The sequence below is a fragment of the Microbacterium sp. W1-4-2 genome (assembly GCF_058349885.2).
The window spans coordinates 1,499,219-1,512,405 of the sequence record NZ_JBYRJC020000001.1; the positions used below are offsets into that span (position 1 = coordinate 1,499,219).

The 13,187-nt window shown below is 68.2% G+C and carries 12 protein-coding genes; 5 read left to right on the forward strand and 7 right to left on the reverse strand.

What is annotated here, in order from left to right:
• Positions 1-8 precede the first annotated feature (8 nt).
• Positions 9-1,070 (reverse strand): anthranilate phosphoribosyltransferase, encoded by a 1,062-nt coding sequence (gene trpD, locus AC3RX0_RS07010; RefSeq protein ID WP_491505193.1) that lies wholly within the window; start codon positions 1,068-1,070, stop codon positions 9-11.
• A 218-nt stretch (positions 1,071-1,288) separates the two neighbouring features.
• Between trpD and ctaE the strand changes: the two genes are divergently transcribed.
• From ctaE to qcrB, 4 genes are read left to right on the forward strand one after another with little or no spacing between them, the layout of a single operon-like run.
• Positions 1,289-1,924, forward strand: coding sequence for an aa3-type cytochrome oxidase subunit III (ctaE, locus tag AC3RX0_RS07015; protein ID WP_491505194.1), 636 nt, complete (start codon positions 1,289-1,291; stop codon positions 1,922-1,924).
• Between the two features lie 21 nt (positions 1,925-1,945).
• The gene (gene qcrC, locus AC3RX0_RS07020; protein WP_491505195.1) at positions 1,946-2,749 is read left to right on the forward strand and encodes a cytochrome bc1 complex diheme cytochrome c subunit; all 804 of its coding nucleotides are present in this window, start codon (positions 1,946-1,948) and stop codon (positions 2,747-2,749) included.
• 36 nt (positions 2,750-2,785) lie between these two features.
• Positions 2,786-3,865 (forward strand): cytochrome bc1 complex Rieske iron-sulfur subunit, encoded by a 1,080-nt coding sequence (gene qcrA, locus AC3RX0_RS07025; protein WP_491505196.1) that lies wholly within the window; start codon positions 2,786-2,788, stop codon positions 3,863-3,865.
• A complete protein-coding gene (qcrB, locus tag AC3RX0_RS07030; RefSeq protein ID WP_491505197.1) occupies positions 3,862-5,676 on the forward strand; it encodes a cytochrome bc1 complex cytochrome b subunit in 1,815 nt (604 codons plus the stop codon). The genes qcrA and qcrB overlap by 4 nt, the downstream gene beginning before the upstream one ends.
• Before the next feature lie 688 nt (positions 5,677-6,364).
• On the opposite strand, the gene AC3RX0_RS07035 is transcribed toward qcrB, so the two are convergent.
• The 5 genes from AC3RX0_RS07035 to AC3RX0_RS07055 all read right to left on the reverse strand — a co-directional run bounded on the left by AC3RX0_RS07035 (position 6,365) and on the right by AC3RX0_RS07055 (position 11,476).
• Positions 6,365-6,799, reverse strand: a complete 435-nt coding sequence (locus tag AC3RX0_RS07035; RefSeq protein WP_491505198.1) for a cytochrome c oxidase subunit 4 — start codon at positions 6,797-6,799, stop codon at positions 6,365-6,367.
• The gene (gene ctaD, locus AC3RX0_RS07040; protein WP_491505199.1) at positions 6,800-8,539 is read right to left on the reverse strand and encodes an aa3-type cytochrome oxidase subunit I; all 1,740 of its coding nucleotides are present in this window, start codon (positions 8,537-8,539) and stop codon (positions 6,800-6,802) included.
• Complete coding sequence (gene ctaC / locus AC3RX0_RS07045) at positions 8,539-9,435, reverse strand: aa3-type cytochrome oxidase subunit II (protein WP_491505200.1); 897 nt, start codon at positions 9,433-9,435, stop codon at positions 8,539-8,541. The genes ctaD and ctaC overlap by 1 nt, the downstream gene beginning before the upstream one ends.
• Positions 9,436-9,599: 164 nt before the next feature.
• Complete coding sequence (gene erpA / locus AC3RX0_RS07050) at positions 9,600-9,965, reverse strand: iron-sulfur cluster insertion protein ErpA (RefSeq protein WP_491505201.1); 366 nt, start codon at positions 9,963-9,965, stop codon at positions 9,600-9,602.
• A 116-nt stretch (positions 9,966-10,081) separates the two neighbouring features.
• On the reverse strand, positions 10,082-11,476 hold the full coding sequence (locus AC3RX0_RS07055) for a dipeptidase (RefSeq protein ID WP_491505202.1): 1,395 nt from the start codon (positions 11,474-11,476) through the stop codon (positions 10,082-10,084).
• A 46-nt stretch (positions 11,477-11,522) separates the two neighbouring features.
• On the opposite strand from AC3RX0_RS07055, the gene AC3RX0_RS07060 reads away from it, so the two are divergent.
• On the forward strand, positions 11,523-12,089 hold the full coding sequence (locus AC3RX0_RS07060; RefSeq protein WP_491505203.1) for a DUF3043 domain-containing protein: 567 nt from the start codon (positions 11,523-11,525) through the stop codon (positions 12,087-12,089).
• Between the two features lie 58 nt (positions 12,090-12,147).
• Here AC3RX0_RS07060 and AC3RX0_RS07065 read toward each other — a convergent pair whose 3' ends face one another.
• Entirely contained in the window at positions 12,148-13,185 is a 1,038-nt protein-coding gene (locus tag AC3RX0_RS07065; RefSeq protein ID WP_491505204.1) for a quinone-dependent dihydroorotate dehydrogenase, read from the reverse strand.
• Between the last annotated feature and the right edge of the window lie 2 nt (positions 13,186-13,187).

Below are 13,187 nucleotides of genomic sequence, written 5' to 3' on the forward strand. Positions count from 1 at the left end.
GCCGTCCCTCAGGCCGCGTACGAGTTCGTCGCGGCCACCCATTCCTCGAGCTTCGCGGCCGCAGCCCCGCTGTCGATGGTCTGCGCTGCGACCTCCATCGCATCGCGCAGCCGGTCCACGATCGGGCGCTGAACCTGGGTGGGCTCGCGGAACAGGCGGTAGGCGACCAGGCCCGCCGCCGAGTTCAGCAGCACGATGTCGCGCACCGGCCCCGTCTCGCCGCCCAGCGTGCGGCGCACGACGTCGGCGTTGTGCTGCGGGTCGCCGCCGACCAGATCGCCGAGGTCGGCCAGCGGGATGCCGAGGTCGGGCGGGTAGATGTCGTGCTCGTGGATGTCGCCGAGGCTCACTTCCCACACCCGACTGTGCCCGGTCGTGGTCATCTCGTCGAGCCCGTCGTCGCCGCGGAACACGAGCGCCGTGGCGCCACGCGTGCGGAACACGCCGGTGATCAGCGGGACGCGGTCGAGCTGGGCGACTCCGACGGCGTTCGCCTCGGCGCGGGCGGGGTTGCACAGGGGGCCGAGGAAGTTGAAGACGGTCGGCACGCCGAGCTCGGCACGGGTGGGCCCGGCGTGCCGGAAGCCCGGGTGGAACGCCGACGCGAACGCGAACGTGAGCCCGGTGCGGCGCAGCGTCTCGGCCACCTTGTCGGGCGCGAGCGACAGGTCCAGGCCGAGGGCGGCGAGCACGTCCGACGAGCCGGACGAGGAGCTGGCCGCCTTGTTGCCGTGCTTGACGACGGGAACGCCGGAGGCGGCGGCCACGATCGCCGACATCGTCGAGATGTTGACCGTGCCCACGCGGTCGCCGCCGGTGCCCACGATGTCGAGGACATCGGCATCCACCGGCAGCGGCAGGGCCGCTTCGAGGATGGCGTCGCGGAACCCGACGATCTCGTCGACGGTCTCGCCCTTCTTGCGCAGCGCGATCAGAAAGCCGCCCAGCTGCGACGGCGTCGCGCGCCCGGCCATCACCTCGCGCATCGCCCAGGTCGCCTCCCAGACGCTCAGATCGCGGCCCTCGAGAAGCGTCGTGAGGATCTGGGGCCACGAAATGAGTTCTGCCATGCCGACAGGATATCGATCGTGTTGCAACCCGCCGAGCACGGGGCCCTTGTGTGACACCCTGCCCCATCCCGGCGCTCACCGGCCTTTCTCAGGGTGCTCCCAGCGGTTCGCGAGGGCTTCCCGGCGGATCGTTCGGCACACTCAGAGCCGCCGATCAGTCGCAGCCGAGGGCGAATCGGGTCCTCGGATGCGAATACGAACGACCGGAATCGGCCATAATGGGGAGCGTGACGACCCCAGCAGCTTTCAATCAGGCTTTGCGCACTGTGAAGCGACCCGACCCGGTCGCCGTCGGCACGATCGTCTGGCTCGGCAGCGAGGTGATGTTCTTCGCGGGTCTGTTCGCGATCTACTTCACGCTGCGCAGCACGTCTCCCGGCCTGTGGGCGGAGATGACGCAGCACCTCAACGTGCCGTACGCCGCCGTGAACACGATCATCCTCGTGCTCTCGTCGGTGACCTGCCAGATGGGCGTGTTCGCCGCGGAGCGGTTCCAGCCCTACACCACCCGCACCCCCAAGTACCGATGGGGGATGGTCGAGTGGTTCTTCCTCACCTTCGCGATGGGCGCGGTGTTCGTGTCCGGTCAGGTGTGGGAGTACGCGACGCTGTCGATGGAGGGAATGCCGATCCAGGCCAATGCCTATGCCTCGGCGTTCTACCTGACGACGGGCTTCCACGCCCTGCACGTCACCGGCGGCCTGATCGCGTTCCTGCTGGTGATCGGACGTGCCTACGCCGTCAAGAACTTCGGGCGCAAGGAGATGACCACATCGATCGTCGTGTCGTACTACTGGCACTTCGTGGACGTCGTCTGGATCGCCCTGTTCCTCGTCATCTACTTCCTGAAATAAGAAGCGAAGGCCTCATCCGAAATGGCACGTGAGAAGAAGCGTCGCGCCTCTGGGCGCCGCAGCAGACTGGCAGCGGTCGTCCTGATCGGCGTCGGGCTCCTGATGACCGGCGGCGTGTACGCCGGCGCATCGGCCGCCGTCGCCGCGACCAACGACACACAGACGTCGGCGACCGCCCTGACCGTCGACGACGGCAAGAAGCTGTTCCAGGCGAACTGTGCGACCTGCCATGGCATGGACCTGCAGGGCACCGAGAGCGGACCGTCGCTCTACGGTGTCGGCGAGCTCGCCGTCGAATTCCAGGTCTCGACCGGTCGCATGCCGCTGGCGATGCAGGGCCCGCAGGCCATGCAGAAGCCGCCGCAGTTCACCGAGGACCAGATCCGCGCGATGGCCGCGTACGTCCAGTCGGTCTCGCCCGGTCCCGCCTACCCGTCGGAAGAGACCCTCGACGGCAAGGGCAACGTGGCCGAGGGTGCTGAGATCTTCCGCACCAACTGCGCCATGTGCCACAACGTCGCCGGCGCCGGCGGTGCGCTCACCGAGGGCAAGTTCGCCCCCGCTCTGAGCGGCACGAGCCCGCTGCACATGTATGCAGCGATGGTCACCGGCCCGCAGAACATGCCCGTGTTCAGCGACCTGAACCTGAACCTCCAGGACAAGCGCGACGTCATCTCGTACCTCCTGTACCTGCAGCAGCACGAGTCGGTCGGCGGCTTCGCCCTCGGTTCGCTCGGCCCCGTGGCCGAAGGTCTGTTCATCTGGATCTTCGGCATCGGCACGCTGATCGCCGTCACGGTGTGGATCACCGCGAAGTCCAACTGACCGTCACATCCCGAAATCCCACGCACGAGGAGCACCATGGCACACGAGGAAGACCCGCTCGAGCACGAGAGGGCTTCGTGGAAGCCCTCCCCCGGGCTCGCCGTCGCGGTCCCCGACCCGGTGCAGAACGAAGAGCTCGCCCCGCACCGTGAGCGCCAGACCGACAAGGACCCGGCCGCCATGCAGCGCGCGGTCCGCACGGTGTACACGCTGTTCTATCTGTCGGTGGCCGCCAGCATCTGGGCCGTTGCCGCGTACATGATCTTCCCGATCGAAGACGGCCAGACGGTCAGCATCCGCCACAACAACATGTTCATCGGACTCGGCATCGCCCTGGCGCTGCTGGCGATCGGCATCGGCGCGATCCACTGGTCCAAGGCGATCATGTCCGACAAGGAGTTCGTCGAGCCGCGCCATGCGACACGCGGTCGCGACTCGACGCGCGAGGCGAGCATCAAGGCGTTCGCCGACGCCAACGAGGAGTCCGGCTTCGGCCGGCGCGCCGTGGTGCGCAACTCGCTGATCGCGGCGGTCGTGGCCTCGGTGGTGCCCGGCATCGTGCTGTTCCGCGGTCTGGCGCCGCACAGCAAGCCGTCGAGCCCGTACGCCGGCGACCCGGTGTATCTGCTCAGCCACACCATGTGGAAGAAGGGGATGCGCCTCGCGCACGACCCGAGCGGTGTGCCGATCAAGGCGTCCGACGTCACCCTCGGCTCGGCGTTCCACGTCATCCCCGAAGACCTGGCCAAGCTCACGGCCGCGGAGGGCTACCTCGACCAGAAGGCCAAGGCCATCGTGCTGCTCATGCGCCTGCCGGTCGACCAGCTGCACCCGGCCCCCGGCCGCGAGAACTGGGGCTTCGACGGGATCGTCGCCTACTCCAAGGTGTGCACCCATGTCGGCTGCCCGGTCGCGCTGTACGAGCAGCAGACGCACCACCTGCTGTGCCCCTGCCACCAGTCGCAGTTCGATGTGTCGCACAACGCCGCGGTCATCTTCGGCCCCGCGGCCCGTCCGCTGCCGCAGCTGCCGATCGAGGTCGACAGCGAGGGCTACATCGTCGCGCAGAGCGACTTCCACGAACCCGTCGGTCCGAGCTTCTGGGAGCGCCATTGAGTACCGCATCCGCCACCTCCCGGTTCCAGGAGGAAACCAAGGAGAAGCCGCTGGGCGGCCGCTTCGTCGGGTGGGCATCGAACTACATCGATGAGCGCACGAGCCTCTCCGGCTTCGTCAAGGAGCTCGGGCGCAAGATCTTCCCCGACCACTGGTCGTTCATGCTCGGCGAGATCGCGCTGTGGAGCTTCGTCGTCATCCTGCTCTCGGGCACGTTCCTGACGTTCTTCTTCCAGGCGTCACAGGTCGAGACGCACTACGCCGGCTCGTTCATCCCGATGCGCGGCGTCGAGATGTCGGCGGCGCTGGACTCCACTCTGCGCCTGTCGTTCGACATCCGCGGCGGACTGCTCGTGCGCCAGATCCACCACTGGGCCGCGCTCGTGTTCGTCGCCGGCATCGGCGTGCACATGCTGCGCATCTTCTTCACGGGTGCGTTCCGCAAGCCGCGCGAACTGAACTGGGTGATCGGCTTCATCCTGTTCATCCTCGCCATGGCCGAGGGCTTCACCGGGTACTCGCTTCCCGACGACCTGCTCTCGGGCAACGGCCTTCGCATCATCGACGGCATGGTCAAGGGCCTGCCCTTGATCGGCACCTGGACCTCGTTCCTGCTGTTCGGCGGAGAGTTCCCCGGCAACCAGATCGTCGGGCGTCTGTACACACTGCACATCCTGCTGCTGCCGGCGATCCTGGTCGGGCTGCTCGTGCTGCACCTCATGCTGATGGTGATCAACAAGCACACGCAGTTCGCCGGCCCCGGCCGCAAGAACAGCAACGTCGTCGGCTACCCGATGATGCCGGTGTACATGTCGAAGATGGGTGGCTTCTTCTTCATCACCTTCGGCGTGATCGTCCTGATCGCATCGCTGTTCACGATCAACCCGATCTGGAACTACGGTCCGTACGACCCGTCCCCCGTCTCGGCGGGCACCCAGCCCGACTGGTACATCGGCTTCGCCGACGGCGCGCTGCGTCTCGTGCCGCCGCATCTGGAGTTCGTCTGGCTCGACCACACCTGGTCGTTCAACATCATCCTCCCGGTGCTGGTGCTCGGCCTGTTCATCGTGCTGGTGCTGATCTACCCGTTCATCGAGGCCTGGGTCACGGGCGACAAGCGCGAGCACCACATCGCGCAGCGCCCGCGCAACGCGGCGACGCGTACGGGCATCGGCGTGGCCGGCGTGGTCTTCTACGCCGTGCTGTGGGCGGCGGCCTCGTCCGACCTCATCGCCACGCACTTCCAGCTGACGATGGAGGGCGTGATCCACACGCTGCAGGGTCTGCTGATCCTCGGCCCGATCATCGGGTACTTCGTCGCCAAGCGCATCGCGATCGCGCTGCAGAAGAAGGACCGCGAGATCGTCCTGCACGGCTACGAATCCGGCCGCATCGTCCGTCTCCCCGGCGGTGAGTTCATCGAAGTGCACCGTCCCGTCGACCACTTCGACCGCTTCAAGCTCGTCGACTACGAGACGTACGAGCCGCTCGTGGTGCGCCCGAACGCCCAGGGCCGGATCGGCTTCTGGCAGAACGTCCGGGCCGGGATGTCGCGCTGGTTCTTCGAGGACCGCCTGACGCCGGTCACGCAGGGCGAGCTCGACTCGGCCGTCGCGCACCAGCACCACGCCCTCGAGCAGATGACGACGGTCACGGACGCCGAGATCCAGGGCGCGCACGAGCGCGCCGGGCACCCCGAGGCTCCGCTGCACCCGGTCGACGTCGATGGCAAGACCGGCGAGATCCCGGTCCGCCCGACGACGGTGCTCGCCGAGGACGAAGAAGAGAACAACGGGGACGGGAAGAAGTAGCCCCCTCCCCCGCCGACGAGGCCCCCGATCGCATCGCGGTCCGGGGCCTCGTCACTTTGTGTCCGAGCGGCCACATGGGCCGCACGATGCCCAGGGGCACGAACGCCGTCCCCGCACGGTCGGCTTCCAGACCCCCGAGGCGACCGTATGGGACCGCACATTCCGGGCCCTTGCCGTCTGCGATGACCCCCGTGTCCGTCTCGACTCTTCCTGCGATGGCGACAGTCAAGCAGCTCACTCGCGGCCCCGGCCGTGCGGCAGAGTCGGATCGTGCAGGAACGGGCCCCCGGCTCCACCTGCGCGACATCCGCGTTCAACGACGAGGACGGCGATGACACGGCGGCATGCCGCCCCGGGAGTCAAGCCGCGCACGTGTCGACGCGCACCCGACGCATGGACGCTCTGACGTGCCGACGCTCTGACGTGCCGACGCCCTAACGGGCCCGACATACCGAGCGCCGACGTTCCCGAGGTGGCGACGTGCCCGCGGGTGCCGACGTGCCCGACGACGCACCGACGACCGACCGGACCGCAGCGCACGGGCACCGACGGCGCACCGACGCCGATGAAGTGTCGACCGCACCGCGATGCACACCGACACCCACGATGGGCATCTACAGCACGACTGCGGGCACAGCACAGGGCCGCCGGCCCGGAGAACCCGGTGCCGGCGGCCCTGTGCGACTGCTCAGCGGGCGAAGTACCCGCGATAGTACTCGTACACCCAGCCGACGATCGCGACGGCGAACACGCCCACGCCGATCGGGATCATCCAGGTGCCGACAGCGAAGCCCACGATCGCGAGTCCCGCCGAGAAGGCGAGCACGATCGGCCACCACGACCACGGCGAGAACTCGCCCAGCTCGGGGTCGCCGTCGTCGATGTCAGCCGTCAGGATGTCTTCGGGCAGCTCACCGCCTTGCGCGTTGCGCACGCGACCGAGGTAGAACGCGATCAGCGCAGACATGAAGGCCACGAACAGCAGCCCGATCGAACCGACCCATTCCACCGCGTGGTACCAGACGATGTCGGGGTGTTCGAGGATGTTCCAGAGCGTGTACACGGCGGCCACGATCAGGAAGAAGGCGCAGATCACCCACCAGATGACGGCATTCGCGCGCATTTACTTGGCCTCTCCACTCGTACCGGCACCGACGAGGGTCGCGCCGATCGGCTCGGCTGCCTCGGGGTGGTTCAGGTCGAACGCGGGCCGCTCGCTGCGGATGCGCGGGATCGACGTGAAGTTGTGCCGCGGCGGCGGGCAGCTCGTCGCCCACTCCAGCGATGCGCCATAGCCCCACGGGTCGTTCACCGTCACCCGGGGCGCGTTGCGCGCAGTGATCCACACGTTCAGCAGGAACGGGATCATCGACGAACCCAGCAGCATCGCGCCGATCGTGGAGACCTGGTTCATCCAGGTCCAGCCGTCGGACGGGGCGTAGTCGGCGTAGCGACGGGGCATGCCGTCGACGCCGGCCCAGTGCTGCACGAGGAAGGTCATGTGGAAGCCGATGAACAGCATCCAGAAGTGGATCATGCCCAGTCGCTCGTTGAGCATCTTGCCGGTCCACTTCGGCCACCAGAAGTAGAAGCCCGAGAACATCGCGAACACGACCGTGCCGAACACCACGTAATGGAAGTGCGCCACCACGAAGTACGAGTCGGACAGGAAGAAGTCCAGCGGCGGCGAGGCGAGGATGACCCCGGTGAGCCCGCCGAACACGAACGACGCGAGGAATCCGATCGCGAACACCATCGGCGTCTCGAACGTGACCGAGCCGCGCCACATCGTGCCCAGCCAGTTGAAGATCTTCACGCCCGTGGGCACTGCGATCAGCATCGTCATGAGCGAGAAGAACGGCAGCAGCACCGCGCCGGTGACGTACATGTGGTGCGCCCACACCGACACCGACAGCGCCGCGATCGAGATGGTCGCGTAGACGAGGGTCTTGTACCCGAAGATCGGCTTGCGGCTGAAGACCGGGAACACCTCCGAGACGATGCCGAAGAACGGCAGCGCGATGATGTACACCTCGGGGTGGCCGAAGAACCAGAACAGGTGCTGCCACAGCAGCACCCCGCCGTTCGCGGCATCGTAGATGTGGGCGCCCAGCACGCGGTCGGCGGCGGCCGCCAGGATCGCGGCGGCGAGCACTGGGAACACCATGATGACGAGGATGCTGGTGATCAGCGTGTTCCAGGAGAAGATCGGCATGCGCCACATCGTCATGCCCGGGGCGCGCATCGTGATCACGGTGGTGATGAAGTTCACCGCGCCGAGGATCGTGCCGAAACCGCTCATGCCGAGGCCGAGCATCCAGAGGTTGCCGCCGGCGCCGGGCGAGAACGTGGCGTTCGCGAGCGGCTGGTACGCGAACCAGCCGAATGCCGCCGCGCCCTGCGGCGTGAGGAAGCCCGCCGTGGCGATCGACGAGCCGAACAGGAACAGCCAGAACGCGAACGCGTTCAGCCGCGGGAACGCGACGTCGGGCGCCCCGATCTGCAGTGGCAGGATCGCGTTGGCGAACCCGGCGAACAGCGGCGTCGCGAACATCAGCAGCATGATCGTGCCGTGCATCGTGAACAGCTGGTTGAACTGGTCCTTCGTCGGGATGATCTGCATGCCCGGCTCGAACAGCTCGGCGCGGATGATCAGCGCCATCACGCCGCCGAGCATGAAGAACATCACCGACGCGATCAGGTACATGTACCCGATCGTCTTGTGGTCGGTGGACGTGATCCACTTGACGACGATGTTGCCCTTCGAACCCACGCGGGTCGCGCTCATCAGCGCGGCCTGACGCGGCGGCAGCGTCGTGTTGTGCCCCTTCGTGTGCTCCTGGAGCGGGAGGGTGGTGGCCATCAGTGCTCTCCCTCGGTCTGAGCGCCCGTTCCGGGCTCGTTGCTGAGGCGGTCGTACGCCCCGGTGATGTCGCCGGTGTTGCCCTTGTCACGCAGGGTCGTCAGGTACTGCTGGTACTCGCCGGCGCTGACGACCTTCACGCGGAAGAGCATCGCGGAGTGGTACTCGCCGCAGAGTTCGGCGCACTTGCCCTGGAAGGTGCCCTCGCGGGTCGGCGTGAAGGACCACGAGTTGTCCCGGCCGATGTAGAGGTCCTTCTTGTACAGGAAATCGATGATCCAGAACGAGTGGGCGACGTCGCGCGACTCGAGGTTGATGCGCACGGTCTCGTTCACCGGCAGGTACAACGTGGGCAGGGCCGCCTGGTCCACGTTGCCGTTCTTGTCGGGTTCGGCCTGCGTGCCCATCGTCCACACCGCGTCGGAGTTGTCGGCGGCCTTGCCGTTGTACTGGAAGTCCCACGACCACTGCTTGCCGATCGCCACCACCGACACGTCGGGGTGCTGGTCCTGCGTCTCGATGATCGCCTGGTCGCGCGCCGTGAAGGCGAACATGCCGGCCACGAGGATGAAGGGGACCACCGTGTAGAAGATCTCGATCGGCATGTTGTAGCGCAGCTGCACCGGCAGACCCGTCTGACCCTTGCGGCGCCGGTACGCGATCATCGCCCAGAGCATCAGGCCCCACGTGATGAGGCCGACGATCAGCAGGACGATCCACGAGTTCGTCCACAGCGAGGCGACCATCTCGGTGCGGTTGGTCGCGGGTTGTGCGTTCGGGTCCTCGAACCCGGGCAGGAACCCATGGAGCTGGGTGGACGTGCATCCGGCCAGCAGGACGGCCGCGGCACCTCCCAAGGGGAGAGCGAGCCAGCGCAGGCGACGTTTCGAGGGCACGATGCACCTTTCCGGATTCAAGGTTGTGACAGTGGCAAGTCTAGAGCAAGCTCCCACCGGATTCTGGCCATTCGTCCAGCCCCGAAGGGCGACGAGAGGCGTCCGCACGCACCCTCCGAGGGGTACGCCGAACGCCGGCCGCAGCCGGTGAGATCACCGTCGGATCAGTGGAAGCTGTCCCCGCATGCGCAGGAGCCGGCGGCGTTCGGGTTGTCGATCGTGAAGCCCTGCTCCGAGATCGTGTCCTTGAAGTCGATCGTCGCGCCGTCCAGGTACGGGATGCTCATCTCGTCGACGATCACCTCCACCCCGTCGAAGTCGACCGCGTGGTCGCCGTCGAGGAATCGCTCGTCGAAGTACAGCTGGTAGATCAGTCCCGAGCAGCCGCCGGGCTGCACGGCGACACGAAGGCGCAGGTCGTCACGACCTTCCTGTGCCAGCAGGCTCTTCACCTTGTCCGAAGCGGCGTCGGTCAGCAGCACACCGTGCTCACGCACCGTCTGTTCGGTGGTCAGTGCCGTGTCTGTCATGTGATTCCTCCAGGTATCGCAGAGCGGGCGCCTCGAGTCTACGCCCCGATGACACGGCCCCGGCCCGCGGCCCGGACCGTGTCATCGGGGCGTGTCACCGAGACGGGATGCCCTCGTCAGAGCGCCCTCGCGTCCAGGCGCTCCAGCAGCAGCGCCTCGGCGAGCAGCGCGTGGCGGAACGTCTCCAGGTGCAGCGACTCGTTCGGGCTGTGTGCGCGTGCGTGCGGGTCCTCGACGCCGGTCACCAGGATCTGCGCCTCGGGGAACTCGCGCACGAGATCCGAGATGAACGGGATCGATCCGCCGACACCCAGGTCCACCGGCGCGACGCCGTACCCGTCCTGCAGGGCGGCGCGCGCGTCCTGCACCGCCCAGCCGCTGGTGTCGACGAGGAAGCCGTCGCCGAAGTCGACGTCGGCGAACGTGAGCTCGGCACCGAACGGCGCGTGCGCGCGCAGGTGCGCGGCGATGGCCTCGTACGCGTCGCGCGCGGGCTGGCCCGGCGTCACTCGGGCGCTGATCACGACGCTCACCTCGGGGCTCAGGGTGTTGGAGGCGTTCACGACGGTGGGCGCATCGATGCCTGTGACGGTGATCGACGGCTTGTTCCAGATGCGGCTGAGGATGCTGTCCCGCCCGATGGGGCTCACCCCGGCCGGCAGCCCCGCCTCGTCGCGCAGCGTCGCCTCGGTGTACTCGGGCGTGGCGGCATCCCGCACCGTCAGCCCGTCGACGGCGACGGCGCCATCCTCGTCCCACAGCGTTGCCAGCAGCTTCACGGTCGCCATCATCGCGTCGGGCACCGCTCCCCCGAACATGCCGGAGTGCGATGCGTGCTCGAGAGTGCGCACCCTCAGGGTGAAGCGGGCGTTGCCGCGCAGCGACACCGTGACCGCCGGGGTCACGGCGTCCCAGTTGCCGGAATCGGCCACGACGATCACGTCGGCGCGCAGGGCGTCGGCGTTGTCGGAGAGGAACTGCGCGAAGGATCGCGAGCCGGCCTCCTCCTCGCCTTCGATGAACACGGCCACTCCCAGGTCGAGATCGTCGCCGAGGGCCGCCCGCAGCGCCCGCAGCGCGCCCACGTGCACCATGACGCCGGCCTTGTCGTCGGCGGCGCCCCGGCCGTACAGGCGGCCGTCGCGCACCGTGGGCTCGAACGGCGACGACTCCCACAGCGCCTCGTCGCCGACCGGCTGGACGTCGTGGTGGGCGTACAGCAGGATCGTCGGCCGGCCGTTGCGCGCCGCGCGAGTGGCCAGGACCGCCGGCATCCCGCGCTCGTCGGTCCCGGGGATGGCGGCGTCGCGGATCTCGACCCGTTCGAACAGCCCGGTGCCCTCGACGAGGGCCTTCACCGCCTCGGCGGAACGCTCCACCTGGGCCCGGTCGAACCCGGGGAAGGCGACCGACGGGATGCGCACGAGGCTCCCCAGATCGGCGAGGGCTGCGGGGATGCCGTCTTCCGCAGCGTCGCGGACTGCTTCGGGTCGGGACTGCTCAGATGTCATGCGGGTAATCTTAAGGGCACCCGTTCATCGAGACCGAGGATCATCCGTGTCCAAGAAGACCGCCCAGCCCGCCGCCGAGGACGCCGCCGACGACGCCCCGACCTTCGGAAAGGGCCGGCCGACCCCGTCGCGCGCCGACCAGGAGGCCGCGCGCAAGCGACCGCTCGTGCCCGACACGAAAGAGGCGCGGCAGCGGCAGAAGGCCGAGATGGCCACGCAGCGCGAGCGCGCCCGCATCGGCATGGCCGCCGGCGAGGACAAGTACCTGCCCGTGCGCGACAAGGGGCCCCAGCGCCGCTTCGTGCGCGACTTCATCGACGCCGGGTGGCACCTGGGCGAGCTGATCATGCCGCTGATGATCCTCGTGATCATCACGATGGTGGTGCAGATCACCGAGATCCAGCTGATCAGCATGTACGTGCTGTGGCTGTTCGTGCTGCTGGTGGTCATCGACATGGTCATCACGTCGTTCCGTGTCAAGAAGGCCGCGACCCACAAGTTCGGCGATCGCCGCGAGCGCGGTCTCGGCTGGTACGGCGCGATGCGCACGATCCAGATGCGGTGGATGCGGCTCCCCAAGCCTCAGGTCAAGCGCGGGCAGTACCCGCACTGAGCCGGCGTCCGCACCCGGTCGGTAGCGCGGGTCCGCGCCGGCGCCGCCGCCCCGCACCTCACGGGGTACGGCCGATGGCGGCCAGGCCCCGGTTGATCTGCCGCGCCCAGAACGGGCCTCGGTACAGGAACGCCGTGTAGCCCTGCACCAGGTTGGCCCCGGCATCCAATCGCTCCTGCACGTCGGCCGCCGTCTCGACGCCGCCCACGGCGATGACCGTGAACGTGCCCGGCACGACCGCTCGCACCGCACGGAGCACCTCGAGGGCCCGCTGTTTGAGCGGCGCACCCGAGAGCCCGCCCTCGCCCGCGGCCGCGACGACGGCGGGATCGGTGACCAGGCCCTCGCGCGAGATCGTCGTGTTGGTCACGATGATGCCGGCCAGACCCTCGTCGACGGCCATCGTCGCGATCGCAGCGATCTCGTCGTCGGGCAGGTCGGGCGCGATCTTGACCAGCAGGGGCGTCGGGCCTGCGGCATCCTTCACCGCCTGCAGCAGGGGACGGAGGGTCTCGACCGCCTGCAGCCCGCGCAGTCCCGGGGTGTTGGGCGAGGAGACGTTGACGGCGAGGTAATCGGCCAGCGGTGCCAGCAGGGTGGCGCTGCGCACATAGTCGGCCGTCGCGTCGGCGACGTCGACGACACGGCTCTTGCCGATGTTGACGCCGATGACGCCGCGGTGGCGCCGTCCGCGCCGCAGTCTCCTGAGCCGGACCGCGGCCGCCTCGGCACCCCGGTTGTTGAATCCCATGCGGTTGACCACCGCGCGGTCCGGGAGGAGCCGGAACAGGCGCGGCTTCGGGTTGCCGTCCTGCGGGATCGCGGTGACCGTGCCGACCTCGACGTGACCGAAGCCCAGCGCGGTCAGCCCCCGCACGCCCACGACGTTCTTGTCGAACCCCGCCGCGACGCCGAACGGCGACTCGAAGGCGAGACCGAGGGCGCTCGTGCGCAGCTGCGGGGCGGGCGCGGTGAGCCTGCGCGTCACCCAGGCGAAGGGCCGGACGCCGAGTACGCGCACGACGGCCATGCCGCAGTGGTGCGCGAACTCCGCGTCGAGGTGGGACAGGAACGCGCGGAAGAAGAAGGGATACATCC

Excerpts from the sequence above, each read along its gene's own strand:
- trpD (WP_491505193.1), bottom strand. The coding sequence starts at position 1,070 with ATGGCAGAACTCATTTCGTGGCCCCAGATCCTCACGACGCTTCTCGAG.
- qcrC (WP_491505195.1), top strand. The coding sequence starts at position 1,946 with ATGGCACGTGAGAAGAAGCGTCGCGCCTCTGGGCGCCGCAGCAGACTG.
- ctaD (WP_491505199.1), bottom strand. The coding sequence starts at position 8,539 with ATGGCCACCACCCTCCCGCTCCAGGAGCACACGAAGGGGCACAACACG.
- ctaE (WP_491505194.1), top strand. The coding sequence starts at position 1,289 with ATGGGGAGCGTGACGACCCCAGCAGCTTTCAATCAGGCTTTGCGCACT.
- qcrA (WP_491505196.1), top strand. The coding sequence starts at position 2,786 with ATGGCACACGAGGAAGACCCGCTCGAGCACGAGAGGGCTTCGTGGAAG.
- AC3RX0_RS07065 (WP_491505204.1), bottom strand. The coding sequence starts at position 13,185 with ATGTATCCCTTCTTCTTCCGCGCGTTCCTGTCCCACCTCGACGCGGAG.
- AC3RX0_RS07055 (WP_491505202.1), bottom strand. The coding sequence starts at position 11,476 with ATGACATCTGAGCAGTCCCGACCCGAAGCAGTCCGCGACGCTGCGGAA.
- AC3RX0_RS07035 (WP_491505198.1), bottom strand. The coding sequence starts at position 6,799 with ATGCGCGCGAATGCCGTCATCTGGTGGGTGATCTGCGCCTTCTTCCTG.
- erpA (WP_491505201.1), bottom strand. The coding sequence starts at position 9,965 with ATGACAGACACGGCACTGACCACCGAACAGACGGTGCGTGAGCACGGT.